The organism is Klebsiella sp. JN_Kp127 (assembly GCF_040062505.1).
Lineage (GTDB): Bacteria > Pseudomonadota > Gammaproteobacteria > Enterobacterales > Enterobacteriaceae > Klebsiella > Klebsiella quasipneumoniae.
The window spans coordinates 21,905-37,368 of the sequence record NZ_JBEAHS010000039.1 but is presented as its reverse complement, the minus strand read 5'-3'; the positions used below and the strand labels follow the sequence as shown (position 1 = coordinate 37,368).

Here is a 15,464-nt window from a genome sequence, read left to right as displayed (position 1 = left end):
ATCGTCTCACCACCAGATTTCCGCCTGCGCCCCTACGGCAAACTGATCGTTTTTACCGTCTTCAAAAATGTGGGTGGTGTTATTCGCGGCCTTATCCAGGTCGATATCCTTCGCTTTAATATAGGTGGCATAGAAGCGAATTTCCGGGCGCGAGGTCAGCATACTGGTATTAACTTTGAAGGTATGGAACAGCGTGGTCTTATAGCCGGACTCGTTATATTTCTTGCCGGTCACATCTTTGTTTTGCTGCCTGAAGTACCCCAGTTCGACGCCGGTCTGGTTATATTTATTCCAGATATAGGCCGGCCGCAGGACCGTTCGGATGGATTCAAAATCGGAGTGGGCCCCGGTCTCGTAGCTGTAAACGTCGTTGCCAAAGGAGTAAACGATGGCATTCGCCATAATAATGTCATCGCGTAAATAGGTTTCCCCTTGCGAGGTTAAGCGCACGGCGGTGCCATTGGTATGGTCGCCATAATAGCGGCCGTTAAAGGTGGTATAGGGGCTGGATCCGGCATAGCGCGAGAAGCTGCTGGCAATGGAGTTATTCGCCAGCAACAAAGAAAATTCGTTAAAGCCGCCGTGAGCAAATTTTTGCGTTAACGAGGTGCCGGCCATCCAGGTATCTTTCCATGGATAATAGCCTTCATTGCCCTCTTTATATTTCTCAGAAGAACTTTGGTTGGCGGCGACATAGTGTCCGCTGACCATCAGACTGGCTTTATCCCACAACGGGATCTCTTTGTAACGGATATCGAGGGTATTGGTGTTAATTTGCTGCTTATTGCTTAAAGAACGATCGTAGTCATCAACATCCTCCCGGACCAGCGCGATATCGAATTTCCCGGCGCCTACCTGCCAGTTTTCCAGCCCCACGCCAGCCGCCGCATCGGTTCTCTGCGTTTTCCAGTCCAGCATCTGGATCTCGATTTTTGGCGCACCGTGTTTGCCGACCCAGAAATCGGCTTCCGGGGCAAACGGCAGGAATCCTTTGGTGTTAACGTACATATCCGAGAACTGGATGTAGTTTTCGCCGCCGGCATTGTCACCAAACCAGCCAGTGGAATACTGCTGGCCAACGTTCCCGTCGAGCATCACGATGGCGTCGACGCGTTTATCGCCTTCCTGAAACACCCGCTGCTTCAGCTGCAGATCGAACCAGCCGGAATATTCATTGCCCAGACGGCCAAGCGAGCCAATGGCCCACGACTTTGGCGAGCCATGCGAGGCGGTTCCCCAGCCCGAGCGGAAGTAGCCGTTATAGCTAAAGCCAATTTCATCTTTGACGAACTTGCTAAAGTCTTTCAGCGTCATCGCGCTGTAGGCTGGCGCGCCGTCTGTGGCAGGTTGTTGATTTTTGACCAGTACCGCATCCGGTTTCACTGCTGCTTTCGGTCCTGCCGCCGCCGCGACGGTGCGCGTCTGGCTCTCTGCAGGCGAAGACCATGTGGCCCAAATCTGGTCTCTTTTTCTCTCCTGGTCCTGATATTTTTTGAGCTCTTTTTGCGTATCGCTAAGCGCTTTTTCCAGCAACTCAAGCCGTTGCTCTACCGTCAACTGGCTCGCGAACAGCGTGGTTGAATAACAAAGCGGCGCCAGCAATACCATCGCCGAAGCGATCCTGGTTTTTCTAAACATAATATTCCCTTATATAAGTGTTGGCATAAATAAATACGACAGCGACAAGCATCGCGCGGGTTTTAATAGCTGTATCCATACCGCTTAAGGGCGCGAGGGCTGTTATTTTTGCGGTGAGAAAAAAGCAAAAAAACCCGAAGAAGACGATCTGCCTAAACAGATAATCCTCTTCAGGTTTTGCCCGCGCATCGCGGTAGCAACCCTTATTAATTCATTCTTAGCGCGCATAAAAAAACCTGATATCGCCGCCGTGGGGGGGCAATATCAGGTTTTGCCTGCTGTCGCAGTAACAATCCGTTTAAAACATTCTGAGCTTGCGCGCTCAGTCAGTGGATACTGATTGTTACGCGATAAAATGAAGAACTCAAACGGGCAGCCTGTTAATTGTGACGATAATCGCAGCAATATCGCTGCCGCTGGAGGAAGCATATCTAATTCTGATAAATCCATTTATCAGAATTAGACAAAATGATTATTACTCTTTCGGATCTTTTCCGGCGAGCAGTTTATCCAGTTCATCGCCGCCCACATGACGGAAATCCTGGCCTTTGACGAAGTAGAAAATATATTCGCAAATATTCTGGCAGCGGTCGCCGATACGTTCGATGGAGCGCGCGCAGAACAGCGCCGTCAGAACGCTGGGGATAGTGCGCGAGTCTTCCATCATGTAGGTCATCAGCTGACGCACGATGCCTTCATACTCCTGGTCGACTTTCTTGTCTTCGCGATAGATACGTACCGCCTCGTCGAGATCCATACGCGCGAAGGCATCCAGCACGTCATGCAGCATCTGCACCGTATGGCGGCCCAGCGATTCGAGGCTCACCAGCAGCGGCTGGTGCTGCTGGGAAAACTTCTCCAGCGCGGTACGGCAGATTTTATCCGCCACGTCGCCAATGCGTTCCAGCTCAGCGATGGTCTTGATGATCGCCATCACCAGGCGCAGGTCGCTGGCGGTCGGCTGGCGCTTGGCGATGATGCGCACGCAGGCTTCATCGATCGCCACTTCCATCATGTTGACCTGCTTGTCGCCGTCAATCACGCGTTTCGCCAGATCGCTGTCCTGGTTATGCATGGCGGTGATCGCATCAGAAAGCTGTTGCTCCACCAGCCCACCCATGGTCATCACCTGGGTGCGGATATACTCCAGTTCAGCGTTGAACTGGCCGGAAATATGTTTGTTAAGATTTAGGTTGTCCATGGTGTCTCCTGATTGCCCAACTGGTGAGAGCCTGAAAGCACAAGGGCAAATCAACCGTAGCGGCCAGTAATATAATCTTCAGTTTGTTTCTTCGCGGGCTTGGTGAACAGGTCATCCGTGTTGCTGAACTCAATCAGCTCGCCAAGATACATAAATGCCGTATGGTCGGAGCAACGCGCAGCCTGCTGCATGTTGTGAGTCACGATAACGACGGTGTAATCCTGCTTCAGCTCGGTGATCAGCTCCTCGATACGCCCGGTAGAGATCGGATCCAGCGCTGAGCAAGGTTCATCAAGCAGCAGGACTTCCGGGCGGATCGCGATACCGCGGGCGATGCACAGGCGCTGCTGCTGACCGCCGGAGAGAGAATACCCACTCTGGTGCAGTTTATCTTTGGTTTCATTCCATAATGCGGCTTTGGTCAACGCCCACTGCACGCGCTCATCCATATCGGCACGGGACAGCTTTTCAAACAGGCGCACGCCGAAAGCGATGTTGTCGTAAATGGACATCGGAAACGGCGTTGGCTTCTGGAATACCATGCCAACCTTGGCACGCAGCAGGGCGATATCCTGGGTGTTGGTCAGAATGTTGTCGCCATCCAGCAGGATCTCGCCTTCCGCGCGCTGCTCCGGATACAGTTCAAACATTTTGTTGAACGTACGCAGCAGGGTGGATTTACCACAGCCTGACGGACCGATAAACGCCGTCACCTGGTTTTTGGTGATATCCAGGTTGATGTTCTTCAGGGCATGGAATTTACCGTAGTAGAAGTTCAGGTTGCGAACTGAAATCTTACCCGGGGCTGTATTCACCATACTCATCTCAATCTCTTCCTCATTCAGCGCAGCTGTCGCTGCGCCGCAAAAATTAACCGTGTTTCTTCTTGGCGAAGATAACGCGCGCCAGGATGTTCAGCAGCAAGACGCACAGGGTGATAATCAATACCCCGGCCCATGCCAGTTGCTGCCACTCCGCAAACGGACTCATGGCAAATTTGAAAATGGTCACCGGCAGGTTGGCAATCGGCTGCATCATGTCGGTGCTCCAGAACTGGTTGGACAGCGCGGTAAACAGCAGGGGCGCCGTTTCCCCGGCGATACGGGCGATAGCCAGCAGGATCCCGGTCATAATCCCCGAGACGGACGCTTTCAGGGTGATCGCCGAGATCATCTTCCACTTCGGCGTACCCAGCGCATAGGCCGCTTCACGCAGGCTATCCGGCACCAGTTTCAGCATGTTTTCGGTGGTACGAATAACGATAGGCACCTGCAGCAGCGCCAGGGCGATCACCCCCGCCCAGCCGGAGAAGTGCTGCATCTGCGCCACCACGATGGTGTAGACGAACAGACCAACCACGATAGACGGCGCGGAAAGCAGAATATCGTTAATAAAACGGATAATTTCCGCCAGCACCGACTTGCGGCCATACTCCGCCAGATAAATTCCAGCGAGGATTCCCAGCGGCGTACCAAAGATGGTTGCCCACAGGATCAGCAGGCCGCTGCCGGCGAGGGCGTTGGCCAGACCGCCGCCCGCGGTATTCGGCGGCGGCGTCATTTCGGTAAACAGCGCCAGGCTCATGCCGTCGAAGCCGCGGGTTATCGTCGCCATCAGGATCCAGATAAGCCAGAACAAACCAAACGCCATGGTGGCCATCGACAGCGCCAGGGCGATGCGGTTCTTCATGCGGCGTTTAGCCTGCATCTTGCGGCGAGACTCCGCCAGCTCGGCGGTGCTTTGCATTTCAATGGTCGCCATTAGCGTGCCCCCTCATTCTTCGCGAGGCGCATAATCATAAACTTCGACGCCGCCAGAACGATAAAGGTGATAACGAACAGGATCAGACCCAGTTCCATCAGCGCCGCCACGTGCAGACCGGTTTCGGCTTCGGCGAATTCGTTGGCCAGCGCGGAGGTAATGCTGTTCCCCGGCATATACAGCGATATGCTGTCGAGCTGGTAGGTGTTACCGATGATAAAGGTGACCGCCATGGTTTCACCCAGCGCGCGGCCCAGACCGAGCATCACGCCGCCGATCACCCCGTTCTTGGTGAACGGTAAAACGATGCGCCAGATCACTTCCCAGGTGGTGCAGCCGATGCCATAGGCCGACTCTTTCATCATCACCGGCGTCTGTTCGAAAACATCACGCATTACCGCGGCGATATAAGGGATGATCATGATGGCCAGAATAACGCCAGCGGCGAGAATACCGATACCAAACGCCGGGCCAGCAAACAGCGCGCCGACGAACGGAATAGTCGACAGGACGTTACCGACAGGCTCCTGGAAGTAAGTCGCAAACAGCGGGGCGAAAATAAACAGGCCCCACATGCCGTACACGATACTCGGGATCGCGGCCAGCAGCTCAATCGCAATGCCCAGCGGACGCTTGAGCCAGGCGGGGGACAGTTCCGTCAGAAACAGCGCGATGCCGAAGCTCACCGGTACGGCGATCAGCAGCGCGATAAAAGAAGTCACCAGGGTCCCGTAAATCGGCACCAGCGCGCCGAAGATTTCGTTGGGCGCATCCCACTCTTTGGTCCACAAAAAGGCAAAGCCAAACTTTTGAATGCTCGGCCAGGAAGAGATGATCAGGGAAACGATGATGCCGCCCAGCATCAATAGCACAATCAGCGCAGCCAGTTTTACCAGCGCACTGAAAATCATGTCACCCTTTTTCCCCGGAGGGGTAAATGCAGGCTTGGTTGCAGCCATAGATTACTCTTTACGTATTAAAGCTTGTTCGAATAAATGCCCGGTGGCGTTCGCTTCCGGGCCTACAGTCTGAACCGTAGGGCGGGCAGCGCTGAACGCCCCCGCCATCTTCGTCAAAAATCTACTGTTAGTACAGCGCTTTACCGCTGCTGTCTTTGACGTTGGTTTTCCATGCTGCACGAACCTGCTCAACCACGCTTTCCGGCAGCGATGCGTAATCCAGCGCATTCGCTTCTTTCCCGCCGTTTTTATACGCCCAGTCGAAGAACTTCAGCACTTCAGCGGTCTGCTCAGGCTTGTTAGTCGCCTTATGCACCAGGATGAAGGTGGTTGAGGTGATCGGCCATGCATTTTCACCCTTCTGGTTAGTCAGGTCCTGAGCGAAAGACTTGCTCCAGTCAACGCCTTTTGCGGCGTTAGCGAAGTTGTCTTCAGTCGGGCTAACCGGTTTGCCATCGGCAGAGACCAGTTTGGTGTACGCCAGGTTGTTTTGTTTGGCGTAAGCGTATTCGACGTAACCAATCGAGCCCGGCAGACGCTGAACAAAGGCGGCGATACCGTCGTTGCCTTTACCGCCAAGACCGGTTGGCCAGTTAACGGTAGAGCCTGCGCCGATTTTCGATTTCCACTCTTCATTCACTTTGGACAGGTAGCTGGTGAAGACGAAGGAGGTACCGGAACCATCGGCGCGGCGAACCACGGCGATATTCTGCGACGGCAGCTTCAGACCCGGGTTGAGTTTAGCGATCGCTTCGTCATCCCATTTTTTAATTTTACCCAGATAGATATCGCCGAGGGTTTTGCCATCCAGCACCAGCTCGCCGGATTTCACGCCAGGCAGGTTAACCGCCAGCACCACGCCGCCGATCACGGTCGGGAACTGGAACAGACCTTCCTGGGTCAGTTTGTCATCAGCCAGCGGAGCATCAGAAGCACCGAAATCAACGGTGTTGGCAATAATCTGCTTAACGCCACCAGAGGAACCAATACCCTGGTAGTTCACTTTATTGCCGGTTTCTTTCTGATAGGTGTCAGCCCATTTGGCATACACCGGCGCAGGAAAAGTTGCACCTGCGCCAGTCAGGCTTGCTGCTGCGAAAGCAGAGAAAGCGCTCATCGATAAGGTCGCGGCGACAACTGTTGCGACGGTGGTACGCATAACGTTCATAATGTCTCCTGCTGGGATTCGTAAATCATTGTTTCGAGGCTATGGTGAGCAAAATAGGTCAAAGAGGTGACAGTAAAATGTACGAATTATGACAGTTTTATGACAGGCCGGGAGACGGGATTTTGCGTCAAATAATACGCTTATAACTCAAATAGTTATCTGCAAGCATGACCATACAATGACGGAATAATTTTCTTTTTATGACAACCAAATCGCAGTGCAAAACGATCGGTTGTCGTCTATCGCCATCCCACATATTGCGCACAAGATCGGCGAAAAACAGCAGGTGAAAATAAAAAAGGGCCACCGCCGGCAGCCCTTTGCAAAAGAGGTAATACGTTACTCAACCGTGACCGATTTCGCCAGGTTACGCGGCTGATCAACGTCTGTGCCTTTGATCAGCGCAACGTGATAAGCCAGCAGCTGCAGCGGCACGGTGTAGAAGATGGGGGCGATGGTCTCTTCGACATGCGGCATCTCAATGATGTGCATGTTGTCGCTGCCGTTGAAGCCGGCGTCACCGTCGGCGAAGACGTACAGCTCACCGCCGCGGGCGCGAACTTCTTCGATGTTGGATTTCAGTTTTTCCAGCAGCTCGTTGTTCGGCGCCACCACGATCACCGGCATTTCCGCATCAATCAGCGCCAGCGGGCCGTGCTTCAGCTCGCCCGCCGCGTAGGCTTCCGCGTGAATGTAGGAGATCTCTTTCAGCTTCAGCGCCCCTTCCATGGCGATCGGATACTGATCGCCGCGGCCGAGGAACAGCGCATGGTGCTTATCAGAGAAACGCTCTGCCAGCTGCTCAATACGCTTGTCCTGAGAGAGCATCTGCTCGATACGACTCGGCAGCGCCTGCAGGCCGTGGACGATATCATGCTCAATGGACGCATCCTGACCTTTCAATCGCGCCAGTTTCGCCACCAGCATCAGCAGCACCGTCAGCTGAGTGGTAAAGGCCTTGGTCGAGGCCACGCCAATTTCCGTTCCGGCTTTGGTCATCAGCGCCAGATCGGATTCGCGCACCAGCGACGAGCCCGGCACGTTGCAGATGGCCAGCGAGCCGAGATAGCCCAGCTCTTTCGACAATCGCAGCGCCGCCAGCGTATCGGCAGTTTCACCGGACTGGGAAAGGGTGATCATCAGGCTGTTACGACGCACCGCGGACTTGCGATAGCGGAATTCGGAGGCGATTTCCACATCGCACGGCACGCCGGCTAACGCTTCAAACCAGTAGCGGGAGACCATCCCGGAGTTATAGGAGGTCCCGCAGGCAACAATCTGAATATGTTCGACCTGAGCCAGCATTTCATTGGCGTTCGGCCCCAGCTCGCTGAGATCGACTTCGCCGTGGCTGATACGCCCGGTCAGGGTGTTCTTAATCGCGTTCGGCTGTTCGAAAATCTCTTTCTGCATATAGTGGCGATAGATACCTTTATCGCCGGCGTCATACTGCAGATTGGATTCGATCTCCTGCCGCTTCACTTGCGCAGCGGATTTATCGAAAATCACCACCGAGCGACGAGTCACTTCCGCAATATCGCCCTCTTCGAGGAAGATGAAGCGGCGGGTAACCGGCAGCAGCGCCAGCTGGTCGGAGGCGATAAAGTTTTCACCCATGCCCAGACCGATAACCAGTGGGCTACCGGAGCGGGCCGCCAGCAGAGTTCCCGGGTCGCGGGTATCCATGATGACGGTGCCGTAGGCGCCGCGCAGCTGCGGGATGGCGCGCAGCACGGCTTCACGTAAGGTACCACCTTGTTCCAGCTCCCAGTGCACCAGATGGGCGATAACTTCGGTATCGGTCTCAGTGACGAAGACATAGCCGCGAGACTGCAGCAGTGCGCGCAGCGGCTCGTGGTTTTCAATGATCCCGTTATGGACCACCACAATGTGTTCAGAAACATGCGGATGCGCATTGCTCTCAGACGGTTCGCCGTGCGTCGCCCAACGAGTATGGGCGATCCCGGTACCACCGTGTAACGGTTGCTCTTCGACCGCCTGAGCCAGCATCTGTACCTTACCCAAGCGACGCACGCGGGTCATATGACCCTCGCTGTCGACTACCGCCAGACCGGCAGAGTCATAGCCACGGTATTCCAGACGACGTAAACCTTCGAGAAGGATTTCAGCAATATCACGCTGCGCGACTGCGCCAACAATTCCACACATAGTTAAATTTCCTGATAATGGCGATATGCCATGCGTTGTCGCTGACCTGTATTTGCCCGTTTTCCGGGCGCCCCGAGCCTTGTAGAGAGTGGGGTTATTGTTATGGTACTGCCTGCGGACGGGGATCTATATTGACCCTCTCATCCTGGTTCGCCGGGCGTTTTTCACCCCCGGCGACAATCCTGTTTATTTTTTCTTCACCGGACGCTGCCAGCCCTGTTTGTGGACCTGCGGTACGCGGCTCAACACCAGTTCGTTATCGGCGATATTGCGTGTGACGGTGGTGCCGGCGGCGATCGTGACGCCGTTGCCTACCGTGACCGGGGCCACCAGCTGGGTATCCGAGCCGACAAAAACATCATCGCCAATAATCGTTTTATGTTTATTCGCGCCATCATAGTTGCAGGTGATGGTGCCCGCGCCGATATTGACGTTATCACCGATCTCCGCATCGCCCAGATAGGTCAGATGACCCGCCTTGGAGCCTTTGCCGAGACGCGCCTTTTTCATTTCCACGAAGTTGCCAACGTGGGCGCCTTCCAGCAGTTCGGCGCCCGGGCGCAGACGGGCAAATGGGCCGATGGTGCAGGCCGCCTGCAGCCGGGCATCTTCCACCACGCTGTAGGGGCTGATTTCGCAATCATCGCCGATAGTGCTGTTTTTAATCACACAGCCGGCGCCGATTTTCACGCGATCGCCCAGCACGACGCGGCCTTGCAGAATAACGTTAGTATCGATCTCCACATCGCGCCCGTGCTGCAGCGTACCGCGCAGATCGAAACGCGCCGGATCGCGCAACATCACCCCCGCCAGCAGCAGCTTTTCCGCTTGCTCAGCCTGGTAGACGCGCTCCAGGCGCGCAAGCTGCAGGCGATTGTTGACGCCTTCGACTTCGCTCAGGCGCTGGGGATGCACGGCAACGATCTCGTGACCTTCCTGATGCGCCATGGCGATGATATCGGTGATGTAGTATTCGCCCTGGGCGTTGTTATTGGTGAGCTTCGCCAGCCAGCGCTTGAGATCTGCTCCGCCGGCGATCAGGATCCCGGTGTTAATTTCCTGAATCTGGCGCTGCGTCTCGCTGGCATCTTTGTGCTCAACGATGCCTGTCACCTGGCCATTCTCACGGGTAATGCGGCCATAGCCGGTTGGATCATCCAGCTTCACCGTCAGCAGACCAATCCCGCCCTGCGGTTTCGCGGCGCGCAGGCGCTGTAGCGTCTCGACGGAGATCAGCGGCACGTCGCCGTAGAGCATCAGGATGTCTTCATCATCATTGAAGAACGGCGCCGCCTGCTGCATGGCGTGCCCGGTTCCTAGCTGCTCGGCCTGCAGCACCCAGTTCAGGTTGTCTTCATGCAGCGTCTGACGCAGCAGATCGCCGCCGTGGCCGTACACCAGGTGTACCGCACATGCGCCTAAATCGTTAGCGGCATCAATGACATGCTGCACCATTGGCTTCCCGGCCAGGGTATGCAGCACCTTAGGAAGATCGGAATACATGCGGGTCCCTTTGCCTGCGGCAAGGATAACCACGCTCATCGCACTATTTGACATACTCATCCTGACGGTAGTTAGAACGAAAAGTAAAAGCCTTTCACGTTGAAATTTCTACATATTTTTCATCATAAAACGAGACGTGGAGAAAACGTCCAGGCTCACGGCTATACACCATTTTATGACGCTATTTTTAACCACTGCAAATCAGTTTAACGCTGAAAAAGGAGGGTAGGGAGGATAATCATTGACTATCTCACTGCTTTTGCTGTTTTTTCGTCACCTGAATAAAGCCACTGCGGAAAGCGGTTTTCAGCACCCACAGCGGGAAGAACCAGGATAATCGTCGCCAGTCGCTGGCGGGGGGAGGGCGGCAAAGTGATTGATGTAGTGATTAAAAACGAAAGGCCACCGTCAGGTGACCTTCTTTGCCCGGTTTCACATCGCCAGTGTTGTCGTTTTGATGGGCGATACGTCGTGTCAGCGGGGGAGATAGCGCGGAGCTTAGAAGCTCAAGACGCTAAATTTAGCGATGATTTTATGGAACAGTTTCATGATGAATTCCTGACGCAGGTGCAATTTGATAACGCTATTTTATGTGACATACATCACATAAAACAGAGTCTACGCTTCATCATTTAACTAATCAATAACAATTAAGGGTGAACTCTGTTTTCACTTCATCTCATCCGCTCGTCAGCAGCTGGCCATAAAAAAAGCCAGCCTGGAAACCAGACTGGCTTTTTACGTTCAAGCCGGTGTTACATCGCTTTTTTGGTCAACTCGATAACGCGCAGTTTAGCGATCGCTTTGGCCAGTTCCGCGGACGCCTGAGCGTAATCCACGTCACCATGAGAGCTCTTAATGTGCTCTTCAGCCTTACGTTTCGCTTCCAGGGCTCGCGCTTCGTCGAGATCCTGGCCACGAATTGCGGTATCCGCCAGGACGGTCGTGCTACCCGGCTGCACTTCAAGAATGCCGCCTGACAGGTAGATAAATTCTTCGTGACCGTGCTGCTTAACGATGCGAATCATACCAGGCTTAATGGCGGTGAGCAGCGGCGCGTGCCCCGGGTAAATACCCAGTTCACCTTCGCTACCCGTTACCTGGATTTTCTCGACCAGACCAGAGAACATTTGTTTCTCTGCGCTGACGACGTCCAGGTGGTAAGTCATTGCCATATCACCCTCCGATTAAGGCGTTAAAGTTTTTTGGCTTTTTCCACGGCTTCGTCGATAGAACCGACCATGTAGAACGCCTGCTCCGGCAGGTGATCGTATTCGCCTTCCATGATGCCTTTAAAGCCACGGATGGTGTCTTTCAGGGAGACGTATTTGCCTGGAGAACCGGTAAATACTTCTGCCACGAAGAACGGCTGGGACAGGAAGCGCTGGATCTTACGCGCGCGAGCTACCACCAGTTTATCTTCTTCAGACAGTTCATCCATACCCAGGATGGCGATAATGTCTTTCAGTTCCTGATAACGCTGCAGAATGGACTGAACGCCACGAGCGGTGTCGTAGTGCTCCTGACCAACAACCAGCGGATCCAGCTGACGGCTGGTGGAGTCCAGCGGGTCAACGGCCGGGTAGATACCCAGGGATGCGATCTGACGGCTCAGTACTACGGTTGCATCTAAGTGAGCAAAGGTAGTGGCTGGGGATGGGTCAGTTAAGTCATCCGCCGGTACGTATACCGCCTGTACGGAAGTGATAGAGCCGGTTTTGGTGGAGGTGATACGTTCCTGCAGAACGCCCATCTCTTCCGCCAGGGTCGGCTGGTAACCTACCGCTGAAGGCATACGACCCAGCAGTGCGGATACTTCCGTACCGGCCAGGGTGTAACGATAGATGTTATCGACGAACAGCAGTACGTCACGACCTTCGTCACGGAACTTCTCAGCCATGGTCAGGCCGGTCAGCGCAACGCGCAGACGGTTTCCCGGCGGCTCGTTCATCTGGCCATACACCAGGGATACTTTGTCGATAACGTTGGAGTCGGTCATTTCGTGGTAGAAGTCGTTACCCTCACGAGTACGTTCACCTACGCCCGCAAACACGGAGTAACCGGAGTGCTCGATCGCGATGTTACGGATCAGCTCCATCATGTTTACGGTTTTACCTACACCCGCGCCACCGAACAGACCGACTTTACCGCCCTTGGCGAACGGACACATCAGGTCGATAACTTTGATGCCGGTTTCCAGCAGTTCCTGAGAGCTGGACAGCTCTTCATAAGACGGTGCTGCGCGGTGGATAGCCCAACGCTCTTCTTCGCCGATGTCGCCTTTCATGTCGACCGGTTGACCCAGTACGTTCATGATACGACCCAGCGTAGCTTTACCAACCGGGACTTCGATCGGGTGCTCGAGGTCTTTTACATCCAGACCGCGGCGCAGACCATCGGAAGAACCCATGGCGATGGTACGCACGATACCGCCGCCCAGCTGCTGCTGAACTTCCAGCACCAGAACTTCATTACCATTCTGTACCTCAAGGGCTTCGTACACGCGTGGTACGGCATCCTGAGGGAACTCGACGTCGACCACGGCGCCGATTACCTGGACAATCTTTCCAGTAGCCATCTTAAATCCTCTACGAAATAACCTGGTTAAACCGCGGCGGCCCCCGAGACGATCTCGGTGAGTTCCTGAGTAATGCTGGCCTGACGAGCTTTGTTGTATACCAACTGCAGCTCTTTAATCAGGCTGCCGCCATTATCGGTCGCGGCTTTCATCGCCACCATACGGGCGGCCTGCTCGCTGGCCAGGTTTTCAACCACGCCCTGATAAACCTGAGACTCGACGTAGCGGCGCAGGAGGGTATCCAGCAGCGCTTTCGGATCGGGCTCATACAGGTAATCCCAGGATTTACGTTTCAGATCAGCGTCTTCTGATGCCGGTAACGGCAGCAGCTGAGTGATCGTCGGAACCTGAGACATGGTGTTAATAAATTTGTTGCTGACAACGTACAGCTTGTCCAGACGGCCTTCATCATAGGCCTGCAACATCACTTTTACCGGGCCGATCAGTTCGGACAGGGATGGGTTATCCCCCATACCGGTCACCTGTGCAACGACGTTGCCGCCAACGGAGTTAAAGAAAGAGACGCCCTTAGAGCCGATCATTGCGAGGTCGCACTGAACGCCTTTATCGGACCATGCTTTCATTTCCGCCAGCAGTTTCTTGAACAGGTTAATGTTCAAGCCGCCGCACAAACCACGGTCGGTCGACACCACCAGGTAGCCCACGCGCTTAACGTCGCGTTCTTCCAGGTAAGGGTGCTTATATTCCAGATTACCGTTCGCAAGGTGACCAATCACTTTGCGCATAGTATCTGCGTAAGGACGGCTGGCCGCCATGCGCTCCTGCGATTTACGCATTTTGGAAGCGGCGACCATCTCCATCGCTTTAGTGATCTTTTGCGTGTTCTGGACGCTTGCGATCTTACTACGTATCTCTTTTGCGCCGGCCATGAGCTTCTCCTCAATGCCTTGCGGCCTGCCCTAAGACAGACCGCCAGACGTTACCAGGACTGGGTTGCTTTGAAGGAATCGAGGATGCCTTTCAGCTTGCCTTCGATTTCGTCGTTATAGCCACCGGACTGGTTAATCTCTTGCATCAGCGGAGCGTGATCACGGTCGACGTAAGCCAGCAGAGCGGCTTCGAAGCTACCGATTTTCGCCAGTTCTACATCAGCCAGATAACCACGTTCTGCTGCGAACAGAACCAGAGACTGCTGCGCGACGGACATCGGCGCATACTGTTTCTGTTTCAGCAGTTCGGTCACTTTCTGACCGTGGTCCAGCTGTTTGCGGGTTGCATCGTCAAGGTCGGATGCAAACTGGGAGAACGCCGCCAGTTCACGATACTGCGCCAGCGCGGTACGGATACCACCGGACAGTTTCTTCATGATCTTGGTCTGCGCTGCACCACCCACACGTGATACCGAGATACCCGGGTTAACCGCAGGACGAATACCGGCGTTGAACAGGTTGGTTTCCAGGAAGATCTGACCATCGGTAATGGAGATTACGTTGGTCGGAACGAACGCGGAAACGTCACCCGCCTGGGTTTCGATAATCGGCAGCGCGGTCAGAGAACCGGTTTTCCCTTTCACTTCACCTTTGGTGAAGGCTTCAACGTATTCGGCGTTAACACGCGCAGCACGCTCCAGCAGACGAGAGTGGAGGTAGAATACGTCGCCCGGGAACGCTTCACGTCCTGGCGGACGACGGAGCAGCAGGGAGATCTGACGATAAGCAACAGCCTGTTTAGACAGGTCATCGTAAACGATCAGCGCATCTTCACCGCGGTCGCGGAAGTATTCGCCCATTGCGCAACCCGCGTATGGTGCCAGGTATTGCAGTGCAGCAGATTCGGATGCAGTCGCTACCACCACGATGGTGTTAGCCAGCGCGCCGTGCTCTTCCAGTTTACGCACCACGTTAGAGATGGTGGACGCTTTCTGGCCGATAGCAACATAGACGCACTTGATGCCGGAATCACGCTGGTTGATGATGGCATCGATAGCCAGCGCAGTTTTACCGGTCTGACGGTCGCCGATGATCAGTTCACGCTGACCACGACCGATTGGGATCATGGCGTCAACGGATTTATAACCGGTCTGTACCGGCTGATCGACGGACTGACGTTCGATTACGCCCGGCGCGATCGCTTCAACGGCGGAGAAACCGTCGTTTTCCAGCGGACCTTTACCATCAATTGGCGCGCCCAGGGTGTTAACCACGCGGCCCAGCAGGCCACGGCCAACCGGAACTTCCAGGATACGGCCAGTACATTTCACCTTCATGCCTTCGGCGAGGTCAGCGTACGGACCCATCACCACCGCACCAACGGAGTCGCGCTCCAGGTTCAGTGCGATAGCGTAACGGTTACCCGGCAGGGAGATCATCTCACCCTGCATACATTCGGCAAGGCCGTGGATGCGGATAACACCGTCACTTACAGAAACAATAGTACCTTCGTTATGAGCTTCGCTCACAACATTGAACTGAGCAATGCGCTGCTTGATCAGTTCGCTGATTTCGGTGGAATTCAGTTGCATGCTCC

The 15,464-nt window shown here is 54.6% G+C and carries 12 protein-coding genes; all 12 read right to left on the bottom strand.

Annotation, left to right across the window (positions count from 1 at the left end):
- Positions 1 to 6: 6 nt before the first annotated feature.
- The 12 genes from ABLV04_RS14725 to atpA all read right to left on the bottom strand — a co-directional run bounded on the left by ABLV04_RS14725 (position 7) and on the right by atpA (position 15,459).
- A complete protein-coding gene (locus ABLV04_RS14725) occupies positions 7 to 1,638 on the bottom strand; it encodes a carbohydrate porin (protein ID WP_348815837.1) in 1,632 nt (543 codons plus the stop codon).
- A 475-nt stretch (positions 1,639 to 2,113) separates the two neighbouring features.
- Positions 2,114 to 2,839, bottom strand: coding sequence for a phosphate signaling complex protein PhoU (gene phoU, locus ABLV04_RS14720; RefSeq protein WP_004145007.1), 726 nt, complete (start codon positions 2,837 to 2,839; stop codon positions 2,114 to 2,116).
- 50 nt (positions 2,840 to 2,889) lie between these two features.
- Positions 2,890 to 3,663, bottom strand: coding sequence for a phosphate ABC transporter ATP-binding protein PstB (gene pstB, locus ABLV04_RS14715; RefSeq protein WP_004145006.1), 774 nt, complete (start codon positions 3,661 to 3,663; stop codon positions 2,890 to 2,892).
- Between the two features lie 46 nt (positions 3,664 to 3,709).
- Entirely contained in the window at positions 3,710 to 4,600 is an 891-nt protein-coding gene (gene pstA / locus ABLV04_RS14710; protein ID WP_023291470.1) for a phosphate ABC transporter permease PstA, read from the bottom strand.
- Positions 4,600 to 5,559 carry a phosphate ABC transporter permease PstC gene (pstC, locus tag ABLV04_RS14705; protein WP_004145004.1) on the bottom strand — a complete coding sequence of 320 codons (960 nt, stop codon included), beginning with the start codon at positions 5,557 to 5,559 and terminating at the stop codon, positions 4,600 to 4,602. Before pstC ends, pstA begins: the two co-directional genes overlap by 1 nt.
- A gap of 127 nt (positions 5,560 to 5,686) precedes the next feature.
- Complete coding sequence (gene pstS / locus ABLV04_RS14700) at positions 5,687 to 6,727, bottom strand: phosphate ABC transporter substrate-binding protein PstS (RefSeq protein ID WP_023291471.1); 1,041 nt, start codon at positions 6,725 to 6,727, stop codon at positions 5,687 to 5,689.
- Between the two features lie 339 nt (positions 6,728 to 7,066).
- On the bottom strand, positions 7,067 to 8,896 hold the full coding sequence (gene glmS / locus ABLV04_RS14695; RefSeq protein WP_023291472.1) for a glutamine--fructose-6-phosphate transaminase (isomerizing): 1,830 nt from the start codon (positions 8,894 to 8,896) through the stop codon (positions 7,067 to 7,069).
- A gap of 186 nt (positions 8,897 to 9,082) precedes the next feature.
- The gene (gene glmU, locus ABLV04_RS14690) at positions 9,083 to 10,453 is read right to left on the bottom strand and encodes a bifunctional UDP-N-acetylglucosamine diphosphorylase/glucosamine-1-phosphate N-acetyltransferase GlmU (protein WP_049013452.1); all 1,371 of its coding nucleotides are present in this window, start codon (positions 10,451 to 10,453) and stop codon (positions 9,083 to 9,085) included.
- Between the two features lie 701 nt (positions 10,454 to 11,154).
- The gene (locus ABLV04_RS14685; RefSeq protein WP_004107274.1) at positions 11,155 to 11,574 is read right to left on the bottom strand and encodes a F0F1 ATP synthase subunit epsilon; all 420 of its coding nucleotides are present in this window, start codon (positions 11,572 to 11,574) and stop codon (positions 11,155 to 11,157) included.
- Between the two features lie 20 nt (positions 11,575 to 11,594).
- Positions 11,595 to 12,977, bottom strand: coding sequence for a F0F1 ATP synthase subunit beta (gene atpD / locus ABLV04_RS14680; protein ID WP_023291474.1), 1,383 nt, complete (start codon positions 12,975 to 12,977; stop codon positions 11,595 to 11,597).
- Between the two features lie 26 nt (positions 12,978 to 13,003).
- Positions 13,004 to 13,867, bottom strand: a complete 864-nt coding sequence (gene atpG / locus ABLV04_RS14675; protein WP_004144996.1) for a F0F1 ATP synthase subunit gamma — start codon at positions 13,865 to 13,867, stop codon at positions 13,004 to 13,006.
- Between the two features lie 50 nt (positions 13,868 to 13,917).
- Positions 13,918 to 15,459: a F0F1 ATP synthase subunit alpha gene (gene atpA, locus ABLV04_RS14670; protein ID WP_004144995.1), complete on the bottom strand. Its 1,542-nt coding sequence runs from the start codon at positions 15,457 to 15,459 to the stop codon at positions 13,918 to 13,920.
- Positions 15,460 to 15,464 lie beyond the last annotated feature (5 nt).

Bases quoted from the DNA above. Each gene is read 5' to 3' on its own strand.
- ABLV04_RS14725 (WP_348815837.1), bottom strand. From the start codon at position 1,638: ATGTTTAGAAAAACCAGGATCGCTTCGGCGATGGTATTGCTGGCGCCG.
- phoU (WP_004145007.1), bottom strand. From the start codon at position 2,839: ATGGACAACCTAAATCTTAACAAACATATTTCCGGCCAGTTCAACGCT.
- pstB (WP_004145006.1), bottom strand. From the start codon at position 3,663: ATGAGTATGGTGAATACAGCCCCGGGTAAGATTTCAGTTCGCAACCTG.
- pstA (WP_023291470.1), bottom strand. From the start codon at position 4,600: ATGGCGACCATTGAAATGCAAAGCACCGCCGAGCTGGCGGAGTCTCGC.
- pstC (WP_004145004.1), bottom strand. From the start codon at position 5,559: ATGGCTGCAACCAAGCCTGCATTTACCCCTCCGGGGAAAAAGGGTGAC.
- pstS (WP_023291471.1), bottom strand. From the start codon at position 6,727: ATGAACGTTATGCGTACCACCGTCGCAACAGTTGTCGCCGCGACCTTA.
- glmS (WP_023291472.1), bottom strand. From the start codon at position 8,896: ATGTGTGGAATTGTTGGCGCAGTCGCGCAGCGTGATATTGCTGAAATC.
- glmU (WP_049013452.1), bottom strand. From the start codon at position 10,453: ATGTCAAATAGTGCGATGAGCGTGGTTATCCTTGCCGCAGGCAAAGGG.
- ABLV04_RS14685 (WP_004107274.1), bottom strand. From the start codon at position 11,574: ATGGCAATGACTTACCACCTGGACGTCGTCAGCGCAGAGAAACAAATG.
- atpD (WP_023291474.1), bottom strand. From the start codon at position 12,977: ATGGCTACTGGAAAGATTGTCCAGGTAATCGGCGCCGTGGTCGACGTC.
- atpG (WP_004144996.1), bottom strand. From the start codon at position 13,867: ATGGCCGGCGCAAAAGAGATACGTAGTAAGATCGCAAGCGTCCAGAAC.
- atpA (WP_004144995.1), bottom strand. From the start codon at position 15,459: ATGCAACTGAATTCCACCGAAATCAGCGAACTGATCAAGCAGCGCATT.